The organism is Pseudobacter sp., assembly GCF_051955275.1.
Lineage (GTDB): Bacteria > Bacteroidota > Bacteroidia > Chitinophagales > Chitinophagaceae > Pseudobacter.
Map to the genome: position 1 here is coordinate 50733 of NZ_JBQCGW010000273.1, position 20366 is coordinate 71098.

Genomic DNA, 20366 nt, shown 5'->3' on the forward strand with positions numbered 1-20366 from the left:
TCATAATTCATCCAGTTGAATGATCCCGTTCTGCAATGCAAATTTGATAACCCCTGCAACATTCCTGGCCCCGATACGTCTGGTTATACTGCTCCGGTATTGCTCCACGGTACGTTCGGAAAGGTATAAATGACTACTTATCTCTTTGGTGGTCATTTGCCGGCATAATAATTTTATCAGCTCAAGTTCCTTTCCTGAGAATTTTGTGTTTGCTATGAGATGTCTGATGGTATGGTCTTCATCAGCGCTGGAAAAACGGTTAAGTATATGTGTACGGGCCTCACTGCAGAAATAATCCCGCCCCTCCATCAATACATGAATGGCCCGTATGAAATCATCGTCATTCTCTTTTTTTATCACATAACCATTGATGCCGGATTGAAACATCTTCACGATCTTTTCGGCGGAGTAGGTATAGGTGTAGGCCAGCAACCTGGCTGAAGGGATTTTGTATCTCAGCTCGCGCACCAGGATCTCTCCGGTAGTGTCCGGAAGGGAATAGTCCACGATGATCAGTTTAGGGAAATGTTGCAGGGCTTTACTCATGCCGCTTGCTCCGTCATGAGCCATGTAAAAATTTTCAAATAGATCTCCTATCAACAATTTTATTCCATTGGCCACCATCTTATGATCATCTATGACTAATACTGAATTGTATTTTGCCTGTTTATTTTCCATTCTTCTGGGATGATATTTGTTTAATGCCATGAGGGAGTGCCGGCCCGGGCAAATCTAATGAATTAACAATATGAATACCTGTAGTATATAATTTATTGAATAGGGGAATTGAGGAACTACTATACCCCCTTTCTCTTCTTTTTTGCAACAGGCGCCTGCCAAACCAGCTCCATCAACCGGTTCCGGAACTTTAAGAGATAGTATCTATCTGTTTATAAGGGTTTACTATTACCGGGATTGTTCAATCACCAGCTTCAGGTATTACTGTATCTGAAAGCAGGTGCTCATAATATGAGTAGTTTTAATACGAAATCAAATACGGACGGTTATCCATTTTCCTTTCTAATTCCATCATCTTATGTACACAAAATTGATCTGCTCTTTTGGGCTGGCAGGCATACTGCTGTCCACCCAGTCTCTCAAAGGACAATCACCAGGAGGCGTTCCTGCCGCAGCCTGGTACCGGGCTGATATCAGTTCCGGATTATATACAGATAATGGCGCCACCCAGGTGTCAGATAATAGCCAGGTTTACAGGTGGAACGAATACACCGGCAAAGGATTCAAATTATTGCAGGCAACAGCCGGGGCAAGGCCGGTCTTCTCCAATGCCACCACACTCGCCAACTTCAATCCAACAGTGACTTTTGACGGCAGTAATGACTGGATGCAGTTCACTGCCGGTACAGGCATCAATATCATAGACCGGGCTGAGGGTACCCTGTATGCGGCCGGCTTCATGAATGTGCAAAAACGCAATGGCCTGCTCGGGTTTCATCCATCCATGGATTATCCGGGGCTGCATACTTATGCCTCCAACTTCCACCTGTTGTTCTTCACCGGCGGGCCCGGATACCAGGGGCAAAGTAACGCGCCGATGGCAGCCAGATCATTCTTTACGGCAGGTGCAGGCTGGAGGAATGGAGCCGGCGCAACGGCCGCCTATGCAGGCGCCACCGTATCGCTGAACGGCAACAGGGTTGACTATGCAGCCAGTCAGCTGCAGAATGCCAATCTCTCAACAGGTGCACGCGACCTGCGGATCGGCGGTGACAATAACTATGGCGCATTCAGTGGACAGTTGAATGAGGTGCTTGTTTTTGAAGATAAACTGACCGTTACGCAGATGGACCAGGTGGAAACCTATCTCGCCATAAAATATGGCACTACCTATGCCAGTGGAGGACGCGATTACAAAAACTCAACTAATACCACGGTCTGGAATGCAACTGCCAATGCAGGCTGGAATTATAATATTGCCGGTATAGCCAGGGATAATAACGGCGCACTCTATCAAAAGCAATCCTGGAGCACCAATGAAGGCAGGCAGGTGTTGATCGGCGTTGGAACGCTCGCCAACACCAATGCGGCCAATGCAGGCAGCCTCACAGATGGGCAATACCTCATCTGGGGTGACAATGGCCTTGCCAGAACAGCCACCGTTGCTATTCCGGGGATCACCGGCATCAGCCACCGGTTTGCAGCTACCTGGAAAGTACAAAACCAGGGAGCTGTAGGCACGGTACGTATTGCATGGCCAAAAGGCTTGCTCAATCTCAAACTGATTCAGAGTGCAGATGCTGTTTTCGATGCAACAGACATCATTTCAGATATGGCTTCCAATGAAACAACGATCAATGGCGTTGTCTATAATTATACTGACGTAATACTATCCAATGGTCAATACTTTACTTTTGGTGCTAAAGTGCCTTCTCCCGGTGGAGTAGTGGATGGGCTTATGATGTGGCATAAAGCCGATGACGGGGTAGTAGCTCCCGGAGCAAAAAATAAATGGCAGGACGTGTCAGGCAATGGCAGGGATGTTATGCAGAATAACAATGCAACCTACCAGCCGCTGCTGGTAACCGCTAATTCATACAAGGCCGATAACAAAACCTATAGCTTCAACTTCAATCCATTCTATTATTTCGACGGTACCAATGATTTCTTCTACCGGGAAGGGGATCTGTATTTCCCTTCTGTCAACAGCCCGGGTTCAACCTACGGTGTGATGTTCAATTCCGGCAGAGGTGGCTGGAATACACCTTACGGATGGGCAGACGATGACCCTAATTTCTTCAGGTGGGATGAAAGGTATGAATTGTGGAGAGATAACGGACGTGCGCTGATGACAACCGATATGGATGCACGTACGCTGCCCGCCAATATCGGAGGCATGCTGTGGCGTGGTAATGGTATCAATGGGGTGTACATGAATATCAATGGTAAAACGTACAGTTCCACCTCCACCCATATCGGTACGTTAAACGATAACAGGAGCCCTGCCAACTTCGCCATCGGCTCTGAAGGACATAATGTGCAGGCAGGTGGCAATGAGCATCACCAGGGAGGCATATCAGAAGTTTTTGCCTATAGTGTGGACCACCAGAACTCAGGTGGCAATGAAAAACGAAGGATCAATTCTTACCTCGCCATCAAATACGGCATCACGTTGAAAACGGATGATGGAACAGCCGTTCCCGATTATATGAACAGCGCATCCGCGATTGTGTGGAATGCAACTGCCAATGCCGGTTATAATAACAATATTGCCGGTCTTGCCAGGGATGAAAGCAGCGCCCTTCATCAGAAACAATCCCAGAGCAATAATGCCGGACAGCAGGTGCTCATCGGAACTACCGGTCTCGCAAATACGAACGCTTTGAATACGGTCGGGCTGACTGAGGGACAGTGGCTGATTTGGGGAGACAATGGTCTCTCCAGATCGCCCTCCCTCGGTTTTAATTTTCCCAGCCGTCCTGCATTGAACCTGCGTTTTCCTGCTATCTGGAAATCACAGGTTACTGCAGCAGCTTCCACAGTGCGGATAGCCTGGCCGCAGGGTATTCCTAATCTCCATCTTGTTCAGAGTGCCGATGCGGTGTTTGATGATACTGATGTATTCACGGATATGTCTGTCAACACCATTACCATTAACGGTGTTGGGTACAATTACGCCGATGTGACACTCAGTAATGGCAGCTATTTCACTTTTGCCGGTTACCTGGTGGGGCCCGGTGGTGTGGGCGGAGCAGCAGTATGGTTACAGGCAAATGCCGGTACCAATACTTCCGTAGACAGTACCGATGTAAGCTCCTGGGATAACCTGGGATCTTCAGGCGGAGCGGCTGGCCAGTTGCTGACATTCAACCTGCCGATATTTAAAAATGCAGTGCATAATTTCAATCCGGCTATAATAGATAAGACCATCGATGCACATGGCTCCCTGGTGCTGACGGATGTATTCCCGGCCAATGCGCACCGGCCTTTGTCGACATTTGTATTGCAAAGTCATCCGGATGTAGCATCCGAGCGTACCATCGTTACCTACGGCACTACTGCCAACTCCTCAGGAGCTTTTGAAGCGCCCTGGTTTCTGACCAGTACCACCAAACTGCCACGTTTGTTCTGGCAGGATAATTTTGTTCAGACAGCACCCATCAATGGAATTACCAGGATCAACAAGATTCCTGCCATCAATTCCTATTATATGCCGCAGTGGGTGAGCAATCCTTATTCCGCCACGCTGAGCCTCAACGGGTCCACCGGCCTGGTAACAGGAAATGTGAACGCATCCCGCCCGATCGGAAGTCATCTTTACATCAACAGCGATGGTGGCAGCAATAACCTGTCAGGCGCCATTACCTCCGAGATCATCAGTTACGGAAGGGACCTGACCAGTGTGGAAAAACAACAGATCAATTCTTACCTGGCCATTAAATATGGAATAACACTGCTTGCGGATAATGGACTTTCGGTGAGCAATTACCTGAACAGTACTGCAGGCATTGTGTGGGATGTTATTGCCAATAACGGGTACAATAACAATATTGCCGGCATTGGCAGGGACGACCTGGGTTCTTTATACCAGAAGCAATCCATGAGCGTGAATGCGGGCAGACAGGTACTGATCAGTACTACAGGCCTTGCCAATACCAATGCGGCCAACACCGGAGTGATAGCCAATAATCAATACCTGGTATGGGGCGATAATAAACTGGCCAAAGGGCCAACCGTGAACATCACCGGTATACCGGATATCAATAAGCGCTTTGCAGCAATCTGGAAAGTGCAGAATACGGGTGGTACCGGCACGGTGCGTGTGGCATGGCCGCGTGGCCTTACCAATCTGAAACTGGTACAAAGTCCGGACGATGTGATAGATGCTACTGATGTATTTACAGACATGACCGGTCTGCAGGTGGTGAATGGATTGGAATATGCCTATGCAGATGTAACGCTCAGCAATGGTCAGTACTTTACATTCGCTGCTTATTTACAAGCACCTGGTGGCGTGACCAACGGCTTGAGCCACTGGTACAGGGCAGATAAGCAGACGGAGTCGGCGGGAACAGGCACAGACCTCACAAGGTGGACTGATTTTGCTTCCGGTGTTGTGGTATCCCAACTTGGAACGGGCGCATTACCTGTATTTAAAACCGGCGATTCTGCTTATTTCAATTTCAATCCCGGCATCAACTTCACCAACACCAACCAGGCGATCGGTAATATCACGGAGCCTACCGTATCTGTGACCGATTTCGAAATATTCTCATTGACCAAAGAAAGCATGGCTGGTTCCAGGTTCTTCAATATCGGGATCAACAATACATTGTTCAATGGAGATAATTGGGATTTCCCGGGACTCTATGCCAATGGCAATATCGGAAGGAGCAACAACACAGGCGGGGGCGATTTTATTGTCAATCCCGGTAGTATCAACTTTGCTTCCAATGGACCAAGTATCATGTACCATCGTATCTATGATCTCAGCACCAGCAAGGGGCTCAATGGAGCACCGGTAGGCACTGCGTATAGTCATACTGCCCGGGGGCTGGGCACTGGCGGTCATATTTTCGGCGCTAATAATATCAATAACGGAACAGATGGTCCGAATGGTGATGATGCAGGTTTCACCGGGAACATCGGCGAACTGATCATATATGGTAATGGTACCATTACTGCTGCAGAACGGAATAAAGTAGATGCATACCTGGCCATCAAATATGGTATTACCCTGCAGAACAGCAACAACTACACTACTTCGCAGAATGCGGTAGTTTGGGATGCTGCGGCCAACTCCGGGTTTTATAACAATGTTGCAGGCATCGGCCACGACTTCAACTCTGCACTGCTTCAAAAGCAAAGCAGGAGCCAGCAGGCAAATACCAACGGACAGGTGATCATGGGCCTGGGAGAAATTGCTCAAACCAATGAGGCCAATGCCGGCATCATTGCAGATGGTAAGTTCCTTCTATGGGGTGATAACGGTAATGTACAAGCGATGACCAATACAGCCGGTACCTATACCGCATTCATCTATGCAGGCAGCATCAATAACGGACGCCGTATGAACCGTGTCTGGAAGGTTCAGAATACAGGACTTGCTGATCAGCTGGCTATCCGTATACCGCAGGCTTCTGTAGGTACAACCACCCTGGCAAATGATGCCTGCGCGGACTACGCCATGATCTTTGCTGATGATGCAGCGTTCACCACCAATGTTACGGCTATTGCACTGACATTGAACGGCACCAACTACGAGGCGATGCATGCTTTCCCCAATGGCGCCAGCTTCTTCACTTTCGGAAGGGTAACGCCATTAAGCACAGGCAATATATACCTGCCGGAAAATGTTGAAACAACCGGTGAATACAATAATAACTGCGGAACAGGGGAATGGGTTTATTTCAACAAGACTGGAAATGCAACGCAAAAGCTGCTGGGTCTGTCCGGCGTTTCCACTCCTGAGCTGAATAACCTGGATGTAACCATCACTCCTGAAGGAGTTGAATACAATAACGGACCAGCTCTGCTCACCAACCTGATGCCACGTATTGCATCCATCGCTGATAACAATGCATCACCGGTTACCACCGGTAAGCTAAGGGTTTATTACAGTGCGGACGAGCTGAATGCAACAAATGTTCCGGGTGCATTGACCAGTGGCTGGTTCAGGTATAGTGGCAGTGCAGATGATGTGATAACCGATGTTTACGACAACGGCAGTTTCTCCGCAGGAAAGGCGGTGCCCATTGCTCCCGTTTCATCCGGAGTAGAGGACGGCGTTTATTACGTGGAGTTCCAGAATGTTCCACTGGGTTCCAGTTTTGTTTACCTGTCATCCACGCAAAGTCTGAGCACTATACTGCCGGTTAATCTGCTGTCATTTACGGCACAGGCAGTGAATGAGGGCATAACGCTCAGTTGGGCCACTGCCAGTGAACAGAACAACAAAGGGTTTGGTATTGAACGGAGTGCCGATGGTAAGACCTGGAGCAGTATAGGGTTTGTTGGTTCCGCCACTGCAAATGGCAATAGCAGTACCAGGCAGGAGTATACGTATAAAGACAATATGCCGCTTGCAGATAAGAATTACTATCGCTTGAAACAGGTGGATTTCGATGGAGGGCATGCATATAGCCCGGTAACGCTGGTAAGATTCTCTTCTTCCCTCACTGTAACGGTTGCTCCCAATCCGGTGCAGCATGAACTGAGGATCGAAGGAATGAAGGGCAGGAATAAGATCACTGTTACCAATACCTCGGGCCAGGTAGTGAAATCTATATTGGTGGAAAGAGACCAGATCATAGTTATAAATATGTCGCGTTATGTGCCGGGCGTTTATTTTCTGAGCATTCAAAATGAAAATGGTTCATTCAGCAGGCACAAGGTTCTGAAACAATAATTTTTCAGGGCAATATCAAGTGGTGTTTCAGGGGCCAGTGGCGTGAACGCTGTAAGCTTTCATGAAGGAAGTTGACAATCTCTGTTCTGTCGGTAAATTTTTGGTAGGTATTATGATCGACGGGAGTTTGTCAGTGCAGTCAGTACCGCTGCTGGCCCATTTTTTAACTGTTCCCCTTCTGACTTTTCAAACGATGAATGCAGGCCTGAATGAAGGGAATTCTTGCGCACTTAATTGTACAATATGAATATAACTTTATCTACACTCACACTGAAAGTTGCAGTTCTTACCATTGTGGCGGGCATCAAAACCAATGCCCAGATAGCCAATCCTGATTTTGAATCGTATGCCACCTGCCCGGCGCAGCATTCAAGGTTTGCCAGTAATGTTTCCAATTGGGTAGCATCGCTGGGAAGCCTTGCCGGAACTCCTGATTATTTCAATACCTGCGGATATAAAATGCCCGACAAAATAGTGGCTCAGAGTGGAGATGGTTTTGCGGGAGGGTACGCGGAACTGAACAACACTTTCACTGATTACAAGGAATATTTTACAAGCCAGTTGACCAGCCCTTTGCAGGCAGGTGTGACCTATACCTTTTCATTCTATACCGCTCATATCCATGGCGCATCGCCGGCAAGTTTTCCTCCTCCCGGAAACTTTATTTATGATGACTTACCTGATCCTGATCAGGGTTTTCTTGGTTTGGTATTTTCTACTGCCGCCCCGGCAGCTGCAAATACGGTAGGCAATTTATCTCCGAGGTACAACTCTATCAGGAATGATTTTGGCAGTGGTAGGGTGTTGATCCCCAAAACCAATACCAGTGTTTATGGGGCGGCCTCGCGTAATACATGGGTTATGGTGACACTGCAATATACTGCTGTGGGCGGCGAACAATTCATGACCGTGGGGCAGTTCAGACCTGGCGCAACAAGCTTACCTGCTGGTCATGGGGCTTACTATGTTTTCGATAATTTTTCTGTTACTTCCACACTTCCGGTAACGTTGCAGCATTTTACTGCTGAAAGAAAGGGGAATGCTGTTCTGTTGAACTGGACAACAGCATCGGAGCAAAACAACCAGGGCTTTGATGTGGAGCGCAGCGTTAATGGTAAAGACTGGAGTTTGATAGGTTCAATAAAAAGTAAAGCGGTATATGGAAACAGCCAGCAAAAACTGGAGTACCTGTATGTTGATAATGTACCGGCCAGTGGGATAAATTTTTACCGGCTGAAACAAACTGATCTGGATGGCAGGTTTGAATACAGTAATATGAGGCAACTGACTATCGATGCGGTAAAACTGGTATTCTATCCAAACCCTGCAGATGCAACGTTGTTTGTTTCCGGTCTCAGGCAGGTATCCAGCCTTCAGTTGTTCAATGCAAACGGACAACTTATCAAAACTGTTTCAGTGCAGGCGGCAGGTTCTAAGCTGGTGGACATGTCCGGATTACCTTCCGGTTCCTATATTCTGAAAGTGGTTGGCAACAGCGGGCAGAGCACCAGTTATAAGCTTTTCAGGAAGTAGGTTGATCATTCAATGGTAAAATGTACAACAGCAGGAACAGTAATGACCATCATCGAAATAATAATATTGAATATCGCAGTGATAATAGTAACCATAATAATAAATGGAATAAATATACAAGTAGTAAGCGCCGGCCAGTAATGCCGTCAGCAATAAGATCTTTATCAACAAAAGCCCACCCTTATGATGCTGTTTCATGGGTGGGCTTATTTTATAGTGGTTGTGACTGGTTTGAATGCGAATAGCATTCCGTTGAAAGAAGGAACATATACATTGCCTTCGGGGCCTACTGTTGTGCCCACTGTAAAAATAGTGATACCGGGGAGCGCATGCCTGTCCAGCTCTCTGCCCGTAAGCACATCCAATACCAGCAGGGTGTTACGGAAACTGCCTGCTTCGGAAGCTATGGTGGCATAGGCCATCGGCCCCTTTGCCTGTGTGGGCAGTCCCCTGTTATGCCAGGTATCGTTCTTCCAGATGAGCAGGGCACTGTCGCCTTTGTCCTTCAAGCACATCATGGAGGCTCCCCTGGCGCCTGCAGGCATTATATAACCTTCGGGTGATGTGGACTGGCTGCCCCCGGGGTCATAACCGAGTGGATATTTCCAGATAATGGCGCCATCGGTGGCATTGATGGAATACAAAGATCCGGCATTATCGTTTACATATACCCGTTTCCCATCTGCGGATATATCCGGGCTGGAGGCACTTCCGCCGGGAAGGGAATTGTTCTCCCAGATCTTTACAACGGCTGGCCTGGGATTTTCAGTGTATTGCATGGCCCACAGTGCGGCGCTTTCCGTGCCAGGCTGCCAGTAGGTGAAAAAGAACCGGCCATTCCGTTCGTCGAATGCCAGTGTATTGGCGCAGGGGCAGTCTTCAGTACCTCTCATGCAGGCTGCGGGGTCAAATTCACTGACTGCCACAAACCCGGGCAACAGATTTTCTCCATTGATGAGGGGCTTTCCATTTTTCCTGTTTAGCGAGTATACATAACCGTTATAAGTTATGAACAGGAGCCGCCCTGTTTGGGTGAATTGAGCAGAGAGCGGGAAGCCTTTGATGGGTGTTTCCCAAAGCAATCTTCCCTGTGGATCGAAGGCATGCATGGCTTCATCATCGGCCAGGAAAAGATTGCCTTCCCGGTCCAGCAGCGCCGAGGAAGCTACCGCATAGCTGTTCACTTCATCCGTGCACCAGACAGTTTCACCGGTATTGGCATCCAGTGCGTACAGGTGACAACCTGCTGCACTGGTGGTGATATACACCCTGCCATTTCCGGTGGTGGCCCCCAGGTTGATGGTGCCATCGAACTTCCTTTGCCATGCGGCTTTCAACTGCCTGGCACCCGTGATAGCCGAATAATCCGAATTATGTCCATCGGCATGCACGGCAGACCAGCCGGGGCCGTACGCGTGCTGGTTGGTCTTACATCCCTGCAGCAAAGTAACCAGCACTGCCATGACAAATATATTTTTTGTATTCATCCTTTATGTTTCATCCTTCCTTTAAAAAGATCGATAAACCCATGAAATACCAGTACAAACGGATTATTGCTGACAAACCCTGTTGTTATCCCGTATTGCACTTTTTCGGTTTCAGGTTGATAGGTTCCAAATAACCTGTCCCAGATCATGAGCACACCGCCGAAATTTTTATCGATATACAATGCATTGGAGCCATGATGCACACGATGGGCGGATGGCGTATCCAGAATACCTTCGAGCGGCTGTATTTTACCTACGGCCTCGGTGTGCATGAAAAACTGGTACAACAGGTTCAGCCCTACCGATAAAGCGATCATCACCGGCGGGAATCCGAGCAGTGCCATAGGCGCATAAAAGAATGGAGTGACGATGGCGGAAAACCAGTTGAGCCGGTAAGACGTAGTGAGGTTCATATACAAGCTTGAATGATGCACTATGTGAAAGGCCCAAAGCGGTTTCCACACATGCGATGCCCGGTGGAACCAGTAGTATACGAAATCTGTAATAACGAAAGTGACCAGGAACAGCAAAAGGCCGGGCTCAAATTCAAAAATGCGGTGCCGGTAGAACCACAACAGGATACCTGTCTGCAAACCTGCAAACAGCAGTTTCGACAATTGAAATCCCACCATGATGCCCAGGTTGCTGAAAGTGTCTTTCACCTGGTACATTTTCCTGTTGTTCCGCCAACTCCAGATCATTTCTGCTATGATCAGGATGAGCAGCAGTGTTGCTATCCACCATCTGTAGTTTGATGTTTGCATACTATAGTCTTGTTAGTGGCAGATCACAGTGTTCTTCAGGATTACTGTCCGTTGAGGTGGTTTTACATACACTACAACAGGTGCAGGTCTTACCAATACTGGCCTGGTGGTTACAACAACATGCGCGGGTGTTACCACCACTTTTACAGGAGGAGGCACTACCACCACACGACGTACAGGCCGCCTTACGATCACTGCCTGTGCTTTTACTTCCATGGCCAGCACACTTAATGCTATCATCAATGGAATACCTATCTTTTTCATACAGTAAAATTTGTTCAAAAATAGGAGGGGTATCAGGGCCTGAAAACAGGAATCCATATGAGAAGGCCATATTGGCCGATGAAAAAAATCCACCCCTGAACATTCATATTTCATTTTGTCCTTTTCATGGCCGGCCTCATCCTTTCCGCCCGTCAATTTGGTATGTTTGTGGTATGAAGAAATTATACCCGGTCACAGGACTGGTGATATCATTTTTTATGGCATCGATGGGATATGTGATGCGGTTGAACCGGGAAGATATCGGTGCTTCCGTGCTGACATTTTCTTCTTCATTCATAAACTCCTTTGTAAGCTGGTTATTCATACAATATGTGTTGACATGGAGGAAGCCGGCAGGTTATGGTTGGAAGGCCGTGCTGGCCATTGCGGGGTGTATGATCATTTCGCTGTTCCCTTTTACTATTACACGCCATTTCGCGGAGGTACAGAACCGGGTGGATGCCTTACCGCGGGGCATGCGGGCAGTGAGTTTCCTGTTGCTGATGCGGGGAATGGTTATTGGTGGATTTTTATACTTTATAGCGTACCTGCTGCGGATGTCTGCCAGGAGGCGGCAATCTGAACTGGAGAACGAACAATTGAAAAAGGAGAACCTGCAGGCCCGGCTGAGCCTTTTACAGGAACAGGTGAGCCCGCATTTCCTGTTCAATTCCCTCGGTACATTGCGAAGCATGCTGCATGAAAAAGCACCCAGGGTATTCATACAGCGGCTTTCTGAAGTATACAGGTACCTGTTGAACAACCGCATGGCCGACCTTGTTCCGTTACAGGAGGAGCTGGATTTTACGCTGGCCTACCTGCATATATTGAACGAACGGTTTGAAGATGCACTGGAGACCGATATAGCAATTGCAGAGGACGATCTGCGAAAGCGGCTCCCGCCCGCGAGCCTGCAATTACTGGTAGAGAATGCAGTAAAACACAATGTAGCTACGGCTGGCTCTCCGCTCAGGCTCAGCATCCAATCGAAGGAGGGAGAATGGCTGATTGTGACCAATTCCATTCAGAAGAAGAACAGTACCAGGGAAAGCCTGGGCAGCGGGTTGAACAATATCAGGGAACGTTACCGGCTACTGACCGGCCTGGAAATTGTTGTGGAGGAAACAGCTACATCTTTTAGCGTACGGATTCCTTTGTTAAGCTGATAAATATGAATATACTGATCATAGAAGACGAGGCTAAGACAGCCAGGGAGCTGAAGGGGATGGTGCAGCGGCTTGACGACAATCTCGTGGTGACGGGAATGGTCCCTTCTGTAAAAGCAGGTATTGACTGGTTAAGGAACAACCCTTCTCCCCAGTTGATACTATCGGATATCCAGCTGGCCGATGGCCTGAGTTTTGAGATCTTTCAGGCTGTACAGATAGCATGTCCTGTTATCTTTTGTACAGCTTTCGATAGCTATGCCATAGAAGCGTTCAATTCCTATGGTATTGACTATCTCTTAAAGCCCGTTGACGAGGATAAGCTGGCTGCCAGCCTGCAGAAATACGAGCGGATGAAGGAGTGGATGGCGCCAAAGCGCCACGTCGATTACGGGCAGCTGGAAACCGTTCTGTCGAAGTTGCATACGGGTTATAAAAGCGGTCTGCTGGTGTTCAGTAACGAGAAGATCATACCTGTCAGGACCACCGACATCCTCTTCATTCATTCCGCTGGAGGTAATGTAAGAGTATACACCAGGAACAAACAGAGCTTTCCGATCAGTGAAGTGCTGGATGAGCTGGAGCCGCAACTGGACCCCAATCAGTTCTTCCGTGCAAACCGTCAATACCTGGTAAACCGGGAAGCGGTGGTGATGGCCGAACATTTTTTCAACCGCCGGCTGGTACTGAAATTAAATGTGGAAACTCCGGAGCAGATCATCATCAGTAAGATGAAGGCCCCGGAGTTGATGGCATGGATGCAGCGCTGAAGGGATCTCACTCCAGTTTGAATTGCTGGAAGAAAGTCCAGATCAGATCGTTTGCATTGATCACCTGCGAAGGTACATCCGCTTTGGCCCTTACCTGTTTGCCACCAGGCCAGGCATGTCCACCGTCCTGTGTAACATAATGTTCAATTAGCACCTGTCCGTTACCGTTAGTCCATTTCAATTGTTTATACCTGCCTTCGTCCACTACAACCGTTGCGTTGGGCAGGCAGTTGTTGCGCAGTGCCCAAACATTCAATACGGAGTCTGTTGGTGGGAAATAATAGCCCAGTTCATTGGTGCCGCCATTATAGGGAACGATCCTGTCGTGCACGCTGTGCAGTTCAAGGATGGGCACGGGGCGCGGTTGTTGTGCAGGCGGAGTATACACCATGGAGGCGCTTACAGGAGCAATGGCGGCTATTTTGTGGGCGAGGTCCGCGGCGAGCCTGTAGGTCATCATTCCGCCGTTCGACATACCGGTTACATAAACCCTTTTGGGATCGATATGAAAATTACCGGTCATTTTATCGATCAGCTGACTGATGAATGATACGTCATCGATGCCATTCTTCATGGCGAAATCGCAGCAGGTGCCGGCATTCCAGGTGCGCAGTCGCAATACGCCATTGCTGGCCACGCCATTGGGATAAACGGCTACAAAGCCAGCCTGGTCGGCTTTTTTAGAAAAGCCATAGTCTTTTTCGAACTGGGCTGCATTGCCTCCTGTACCATGCAGTGCGATCACCATCGGGTAGATGGAGTTTGTGTCGGAATAATAAGAGGGAGGCAGGTTTACCAGGTAGCTGCGGTTCATTCCGTTCACCGATATGGTTGCTTCAAAATTTCGCGGAGGAGGTGCGGTATCTTTGTTGCAACCAGTGGTCATGGAAGACATACAGACCAGGGAAGCGGCAGTTATAAGATCAGATAAAAACTTCATTGATCAACAGTTTTATTGTTTTCTTTTCTTTTTGAATTCTTCACGCATTTCTTTCTGCATTTTCCTGTAGGTTTCATATTGGCCAGCATCCAATACTGTTTTCATTTGCTTGTCCTTTTCATCCGTGATCTTCCGGTAAGCTTTGAGTTTGGAGAGTTTGGACCCGCCTGATTCTTTCAGCGATGCAAGTCCTTCGAAGTAGGTAGTGTTAATGGTTTTTACTTTTTCCTGCTGGGTTTCGGAGAGATTGAGCTTTGCTTTATACTCTTCGAACTTCGTCATCAATTCTTTTTTCTGTTCTTCCGTGAGTTTGGATTGTGCATTAACCTGCGTTGAAAAAATAACAGCCATGAGTAAAAAAGCGAAACTGAATAATGTTTTCATAACAAAATTTTTGTGTAAATATGATGCGGAATGGAGGGAGTTGTTTAAAGAAATACGATGAAAAGGACAAAACGGGGGATGTAAAAACTATCGGCTGAAGGATCGTTTCCGGTCAGTATCCGGAAATTGAACCTGAACCTGAAACTGCTGGCAGATATATCCAAATCGCCTGTTAAATCCGTAAAGTTCACCGTGTTTTTACAATTGGTTTACCGAACTTTAAAAGGAAATCAACCGAGATAGTGTAATGGCGACAACTGGAAATAAAGAAGTAAAGCGTAGTATAGAAATCACAAAGCGATATTTTGATTTTTTAAACAGGCATGTTGATGATGTGGTGAATGGCCGTGTATCAGATTTTATGGAGCTTAATGAAATAGCCAGAGAGCTTGCTGTATCTCACACTCATCTTACTGATACCATTCAAAAGGAAATGGGCAACCATCCCTGCCATTTCTATGATGAAAAAATAATCGGCATAGCAAAGGAGATGTTGGCGAATACCGGCATCTCCATTGCCACGATTGCACTTACTCTCACTTACGATCCTTCTAATTTTTCCAAGTTTTTCAAAAAATGGACAGGAGAAACACCGGGAAGTTTCAGAACGAAAAGCAAAATGAGACGGCACTGATAAGAATTCCGTGAAGTTCACCATAATACATCTGTTCGTAATACAGAGCTTTGTTTTACACAATAAATCAAAAGCGTATGGCACGTAACGATGTAAATGGAAAAGTAGTTCTGATTGCCGGAGGGGCAAAAAACCTTGGAGGCTTATTGAGCCGTGATTTTGCAAAAAAAAGGGGCGAAACTGGTTATTCATTACAACAGTAACAGTACAAAAGCTGATGCTGAAAAAACTCTGGCAGATGTGAAGGCTGCGGGTGCAGAAGCCATATTGGTACAGGGAGATCTGACAAATGTTAAAAATGTTACCAAACTTTTTGAGGAAGCTATTGCAAAGTTCGGAGGTATAGATATTGCCATCAATACTGTAGGGAAGGTTTTGAAAAAGCCAATTGCAGATACTACAGAAGCAGAATACGACAGTATGAGCGATATCAATTCCAAGGTGGCTTATTTCTTTATACAGGAGGCAGGAAAAAAACTGAACGACAACGGAAAGTTATGTACGATAGTTACCTCTTTACTGGCAGCATATACAGGTTATTATTCTACTTATGAAGGAATGAAAGCTCCTGTGGAACACTTTACCAGAGCCGCTTCCAAAGAGTTCGGTAGCCGTGGTATCTCTGTAACAGCTGTTGCTCCTGGCCCCATGGATACTCCATTCTTTTATGGGCAGGAAAGTGAAGATGCGGTAGCGTATCATAAATCTGCTTCTGCATTGGGTGGTTTAACTGATATCAAAGACATAGCACCATTGGTGGAGTTTCTGGTAACAGATGGCTGGTGGATAACCGGACAAACCATTTTTGCAAATGGCGGGTACACTACGCGATAGAGTATCCCTGGTATCCTGAATTTGCAGTACTCCACCGGAAATATCATTGAAAGCATTAGTTCCTCTGGAGGTATAATAAAGAGGTTGTCTCAAAAGTAATTTATAGGCCCCCCAAAAAAGTTAGACACTTTGGGGGGCCTATAAATTACTTTGAGACAACTTGTTTTTGGCAAAAAGTAAGGGGATTGGGTATGAGGGGGTAAACCTCTGGAGGAGGGGTTTGGATGTAACTAATTATGTCTCAGCAATATCTTTAAAATCAGTTTATAAGATTTAAATTATACATAATATTATTTATAGTAATTTTTTAATAATCAATATAATAAACTTAAATTTGAATAATAAACTTAACAGGTTTATTATTTATGAAGGATATTGTTACATACCTGGAAAATACGTTTGGTTTTACGGTTCGAATGGATCCTTATCAGGTCTCTTTACCAGTATATATCAAAGAAACGTTCGATTTATATATGTGCTGGTTAAATGGAAGGAGATTATTGTTGGCAATTCTTAAACCTGAACAAGAATTTACTGTAGGCAGAGTAGCCAAACAAATATCATTTATAGAACAGAAACTGGAGGTAAAAACTGCAGTTGTAAGTTTTACCATAACTGCACTTGATCGAAAAAGGCTAATTGAAAAAGGTGTCAATTTTATCGTGCCAGGCAAACAATTGTTTTTGCCTGCGTTGCTGATGGATTTGCAGGAGAATTTTAATCAAATGCCACCTACCAGCACCCAGTTGCTACCATCCAGCCAATTAATACTATTGTATCATATACTTTATGGGAGGCAGGATCCAATAGCAGGGATCAGTTTAAAATCCGTTGCGGAAAAATTAGGTTATACTCCTATGGCAGTTACAAAGGCTGCAGAAAATTTGCAGGCTTTAGGGCTTTGTACAATTGATGATAGTCGCAAGGAAAAGAAATTTGTTTTTCCTTTCACCAACGCTGACTTGTGGAAGCGGTCAGCGCCGTTTCTGGTAACGCCAGTATTGAAAACTGTATATGTAGATGTAAGCCCTTCTCCGACTCTGCCCAATTGTAACCTGAGTGCATTGCCAGAGTATTCAGATATGAACTTTCCACGGCAAGCATATATTGCGATTGGGCGAAACAGTTACTTTAACCTGCAGAGGCAGGAGGGGTTGGTAAACGAAAATGAAAAGGAGGGAGAATATTGTCTTGAAGTTTGGAAATACGATCCAAAGCAGCTGGCTGGAGGGAAAGCATATGTTGACCCGCTGTCTCTTTACCTCAGTCTGAAGCACAGTAAAGACGAACGAACACAACTGGCTTTAGAAAACATTTTAAACAATTTTATATGGTTAGAGGAATAGAAGTTTTTCGGGAGCATTTTGCAGCATTTGCTGGTCACTATGTAATTATAGGCGGCACAGCCTGTGATCTGGTGATTGAGGAAGCGGATTTGGAACCACGTGCAACACGCGATTATGATATTATTTTGGTGATCGAGGCATTGACTCCCGATTTTGTAAGAATGTTCTGGGAGTTTATTAAAATGGGCGGCTATCAACGAACTGAAAAAAATGAAGAAGACCGCAAGTACTACCGTTTTCAAAAACCAACTGATGAGAGATTTCCCTTTCAGCTCGAGTTGTTTTCAAGAGTACCAGATATTCTGACATTACCTGAAGAGGCGCATCTCACGCCCATTCCAGTAGATGATGATGATCTTTCCAGTCTGTCGGCTATTTTGATGGACGATCATTATTACGGGTATACGTTGGCATTTTCGCAAACTGTGAATGGAATTCATCGTGCAAATCCCGAGGCTCTTATTTGTTTGAAAGCAAAGGCATTTCTTGACATGACAGAGCGCAGGGAAAGAGGAGAACAGGCAGAAAAGAAGCACATCAGCAAACATAAGGCAGACGTATTCCGTTTAGTCACTCTTCTTTCTGACGATAGTAAATTCGATTTGCCAGAAGCATTAAAGAAAGATCTATTCACCTTTGTTATGCAAGTAAAAGATCAATTACCGAATCCGGTTATCTTTAAAGAGATGGGACTTGGAAACATGCTTCCGGAAAAGTTATGGAAACAGCTGACTGTTAGTTTTGGGTTGGAAGTTGAATGATGACTACTATTTTTCATTTCCTCAAAAGCCGCCGCGGAATTCGTTCTACGGCGGCTTTTTGTTTCCCTATTCACATTGTAGTGCCATCGGTGGTCCAGCAGATATGGTCCCGGAGGGCCACCAGGAAGTCTTGTGGTGATTGCGTATATCTATAAAGCTGGCTGAGATCTTCCGGCAATGCAAGTGCAAAGAGGAAGCTTTTAAAAGGCTGGCGCTTTGGCATAACTAAGTAGAAACGGTGGGTATGGAATCCTTCAGAACTGTATCAAGATCTATCGAAATCCATTACCTGGCAATACTGAACTTCTTCAACAACAGGAGCACCAACGCCTCGGCAGAATCCTTCAATGCTAAAATAAAGGCCTTCCGGGCATCGGCACGAGGAGTTAGAGACATTAAATTCTTCCTGTTCAGGCTATCGAAACTTTATGCGTAGCAAAATCAGGCCCCAGATATTTTACTTGATCCGAGTGAAGAGGTGATGCAAATATAAACTGAAGTCCTCTGAAAGTTTGGCCCAAAAATAAAGAGAAACCGATTTTTCGATTTCTCTTTTCTGTTGCCCGACCTGGATTCGAACCAAGACAAACTGAACCAAAATCAGTTGTACTACCATTATACTATCGGGCAATCATCAGTCAGAACTTATGGTTCATCGCTGAAAGGAGTGCAAAAGTAATGCTTCATTTCATTCCTCCCAAAACTTCCGCAAACTTTTTTAAAAAATTGATGCTTAACCAACTACCACCAGATAGTAGTTCTTCTTTCCTTTCTGAGCCAGGATATATTTTCCATGGAGCAGGAAGCTGGCGTCAACTTTCATCGCAATGTCTTCCACCTTCTTGCGGTTCAGGCTCACACCGCCAATGGTCTTGCGTGCCTCGCCCTTGCTCGGGAAGATACCGGTCTCTGCCAGGAAGCTGATCACATCGATCCCTTCATTGATTTTAGCGACCGGATAGTCAAAACGCGTAACGCCATCCATGCTCTCGATATCTTCCACGCTCAGGCTTTCAGCAGGAGCATGCTGATTGGAAAATAATTTCCCGGAAGTCTCTATGGCTTTATTGTATTCTTCTTCTCCATGAACAAAGGTTGTCACCTCTTTGGCCAGCACTTTCTGCAGTTCGCGGGCGCCGGGATTTTCTTTATGACGGGTCAGCAATGCTTCAATCACAGAACGTTCCAGGAAGGTGAAGATCTTGATCCAGCCTTCTGCATCCGTATCGGTAGCATTCAGCCAGAACTGGTAAAACTGGTAAGGTGTTGTTCTCACCGGATCCAGCCATACATTTCCGCTTTCAGTCTTTCCGAACTTGCCGCCATCTGCTTTTTTGATCAGCGGGCAGGTGAATGCAAACGCCTCTCCGCCTGCTTTCCGGCGGATCAGCTCTGTTCCGGTAGTGATATTTCCCCACTGGTCCGAGCCCCCCATCTGCAACTTGACCCCTTTGTTCACATACAGATGATAGTAATCATATCCCTGCATCAGCTGGTAAGCGAACTCTGTGTAGCTGATACCGGTTTCTCCTTCGATGCGTTTCTTCACGCTATCCTTGGCCATCATATAATTGACGGTGATATGTTTGCCGGTATCACGCAGGAAATCGATGAAACTGATGGGCTTGAACCAGTCGTAGTTATTGGCCATTTCTGCGGCATTCGGCAGGGAAGGGTCAAAGTTGAGGTAGCGGGCCAGCTGGTTATGTACCCCTTTGATATTGCGCTGAAGGGCTTCTTCATCCAGCAGGTTACGCTCTTCGCTTTTGCCGGTAGGGTCGCCGATCATGCCGGTGGCGCCTCCCACGAGGGCGATGGGCTTATGACCGTTTTTCTGCAGGTGCACCAGCAGGAGAATGGGTACCAGGCTTCCGATATGCAGACTGTCGGCCGTTGGGTCGAAACCGATATAACCTGTGGTCATTTCCTTTTGCAGTTGCTCTGCGGTTCCCGGCATAATATCCTGAATCATGCCTCTCCAGCGAAGATCTTCTATCCAGTTCATGTGTAATTGGTTGGCTTTTAGTACTTGAACAGCATTTTTTTCAGGGTGAGTGGCTCCGGAACAAACCCGGAAGGCCTGTTTCTCGTATTTACAATAACCCTCATCCGTTCAC

General features: G+C 46.5%; 18 protein-coding genes and 1 tRNA gene. 9 read left to right on the forward strand and 10 right to left on the reverse strand.

Features of this window, described 5'->3' with window-relative positions; genetic code table 11:
• Nucleotides 1-678 (reverse strand): response regulator, encoded by a 678-nt coding sequence (locus ACTHMC_RS24295; RefSeq protein WP_440417207.1) that lies wholly within the window; start codon nt 676-678, stop codon nt 1-3.
• Between the two features lie 358 nt (nt 679-1036).
• Here ACTHMC_RS24295 and ACTHMC_RS24300 point away from each other — a divergent pair, with 358 nt between their 5' ends.
• On the forward strand, nt 1037-7366 hold the full coding sequence (locus ACTHMC_RS24300) for a T9SS type A sorting domain-containing protein (RefSeq protein WP_440417209.1): 6330 nt from the start codon (nt 1037-1039) through the stop codon (nt 7364-7366).
• A 243-nt stretch (nt 7367-7609) separates the two neighbouring features.
• Nucleotides 7610-8899 carry a T9SS type A sorting domain-containing protein gene (locus tag ACTHMC_RS24305; RefSeq protein WP_440417211.1) on the forward strand — a complete coding sequence of 430 codons (1290 nt, stop codon included), beginning with the start codon at nt 7610-7612 and terminating at the stop codon, nt 8897-8899.
• A gap of 9 nt (nt 8900-8908) precedes the next feature.
• On the opposite strand, the gene ACTHMC_RS24310 is transcribed toward ACTHMC_RS24305, so the two are convergent.
• Genes ACTHMC_RS24310 through ACTHMC_RS24325 form a run of 4 tightly spaced genes read right to left on the reverse strand, consistent with a single transcriptional unit; the run spans nt 8909 to nt 11414 of the window.
• On the reverse strand, nt 8909-9097 hold the full coding sequence (locus ACTHMC_RS24310) for a hypothetical protein (RefSeq protein WP_440417213.1): 189 nt from the start codon (nt 9095-9097) through the stop codon (nt 8909-8911).
• Nucleotides 9098-9105: 8 nt separating this feature from the next.
• Nucleotides 9106-10362, reverse strand: a complete 1257-nt coding sequence (locus ACTHMC_RS24315) for an outer membrane protein assembly factor BamB family protein (RefSeq protein ID WP_440417214.1) — start codon at nt 10360-10362, stop codon at nt 9106-9108.
• Nucleotides 10363-10382: 20 nt separating this feature from the next.
• Nucleotides 10383-11150 (reverse strand): sterol desaturase family protein, encoded by a 768-nt coding sequence (locus ACTHMC_RS24320; RefSeq protein WP_440417216.1) that lies wholly within the window; start codon nt 11148-11150, stop codon nt 10383-10385.
• 12 nt (nt 11151-11162) lie between these two features.
• On the reverse strand, nt 11163-11414 hold the full coding sequence (locus tag ACTHMC_RS24325) for a hypothetical protein (RefSeq protein WP_440417218.1): 252 nt from the start codon (nt 11412-11414) through the stop codon (nt 11163-11165).
• Between the two features lie 173 nt (nt 11415-11587).
• Between ACTHMC_RS24325 and ACTHMC_RS24330 the strand changes: the two genes are divergently transcribed.
• Together ACTHMC_RS24330 and ACTHMC_RS24335 are read left to right on the forward strand one after the other, a co-directional pair.
• On the forward strand, nt 11588-12580 hold the full coding sequence (locus tag ACTHMC_RS24330; protein WP_440417220.1) for a sensor histidine kinase: 993 nt from the start codon (nt 11588-11590) through the stop codon (nt 12578-12580).
• 5 nt (nt 12581-12585) lie between these two features.
• Complete coding sequence (locus tag ACTHMC_RS24335; RefSeq protein WP_440417222.1) at nt 12586-13350, forward strand: LytR/AlgR family response regulator transcription factor; 765 nt, start codon at nt 12586-12588, stop codon at nt 13348-13350.
• Between the two features lie 7 nt (nt 13351-13357).
• Here the strand turns inward: ACTHMC_RS24335 and ACTHMC_RS24340 are convergent, their stop codons facing one another.
• Nucleotides 13358-14290: an extracellular catalytic domain type 1 short-chain-length polyhydroxyalkanoate depolymerase gene (locus tag ACTHMC_RS24340; RefSeq protein ID WP_440417224.1), complete on the reverse strand. Its 933-nt coding sequence runs from the start codon at nt 14288-14290 to the stop codon at nt 13358-13360.
• Between the two features lie 12 nt (nt 14291-14302).
• Complete coding sequence (locus ACTHMC_RS24345) at nt 14303-14674, reverse strand: hypothetical protein (RefSeq protein ID WP_440417226.1); 372 nt, start codon at nt 14672-14674, stop codon at nt 14303-14305.
• A gap of 247 nt (nt 14675-14921) precedes the next feature.
• Between ACTHMC_RS24345 and ACTHMC_RS24350 the strand changes: the two genes are divergently transcribed.
• From ACTHMC_RS24350 to ACTHMC_RS24365, 4 genes are all read left to right on the forward strand, one after another.
• Nucleotides 14922-15308 (forward strand): helix-turn-helix domain-containing protein, encoded by a 387-nt coding sequence (locus tag ACTHMC_RS24350; protein ID WP_440417228.1) that lies wholly within the window; start codon nt 14922-14924, stop codon nt 15306-15308.
• Nucleotides 15309-15461: 153 nt separating this feature from the next.
• Nucleotides 15462-16142 carry an SDR family oxidoreductase gene (locus ACTHMC_RS24355; RefSeq protein ID WP_440417230.1) on the forward strand — a complete coding sequence of 227 codons (681 nt, stop codon included), beginning with the start codon at nt 15462-15464 and terminating at the stop codon, nt 16140-16142.
• Between the two features lie 365 nt (nt 16143-16507).
• Entirely contained in the window at nt 16508-17488 is a 981-nt protein-coding gene (locus ACTHMC_RS24360) for a hypothetical protein (protein WP_440417232.1), read from the forward strand.
• Nucleotides 17473-18249: a hypothetical protein gene (locus tag ACTHMC_RS24365; RefSeq protein ID WP_440417234.1), complete on the forward strand. Its 777-nt coding sequence runs from the start codon at nt 17473-17475 to the stop codon at nt 18247-18249. The genes ACTHMC_RS24360 and ACTHMC_RS24365 overlap by 16 nt, the downstream gene beginning before the upstream one ends.
• A 70-nt stretch (nt 18250-18319) precedes the next feature.
• On the opposite strand, the gene ACTHMC_RS24370 is transcribed toward ACTHMC_RS24365, so the two are convergent.
• Complete coding sequence (locus tag ACTHMC_RS24370) at nt 18320-18472, reverse strand: hypothetical protein (protein WP_440417236.1); 153 nt, start codon at nt 18470-18472, stop codon at nt 18320-18322.
• 15 nt (nt 18473-18487) lie between these two features.
• On the opposite strand from ACTHMC_RS24370, the gene ACTHMC_RS24375 reads away from it, so the two are divergent.
• Complete coding sequence (locus ACTHMC_RS24375) at nt 18488-18685, forward strand: transposase (RefSeq protein WP_440417237.1); 198 nt, start codon at nt 18488-18490, stop codon at nt 18683-18685.
• 123 nt (nt 18686-18808) lie between these two features.
• On the opposite strand, the gene ACTHMC_RS24380 is transcribed toward ACTHMC_RS24375, so the two are convergent.
• Nucleotides 18809-18879, reverse strand: a tRNA-Gln gene (locus tag ACTHMC_RS24380).
• A gap of 103 nt (nt 18880-18982) precedes the next feature.
• On the reverse strand, nt 18983-20254 hold the full coding sequence (tyrS, locus tag ACTHMC_RS24385; protein ID WP_440417239.1) for a tyrosine--tRNA ligase: 1272 nt from the start codon (nt 20252-20254) through the stop codon (nt 18983-18985).
• Between the last annotated feature and the right edge of the window lie 112 nt (nt 20255-20366).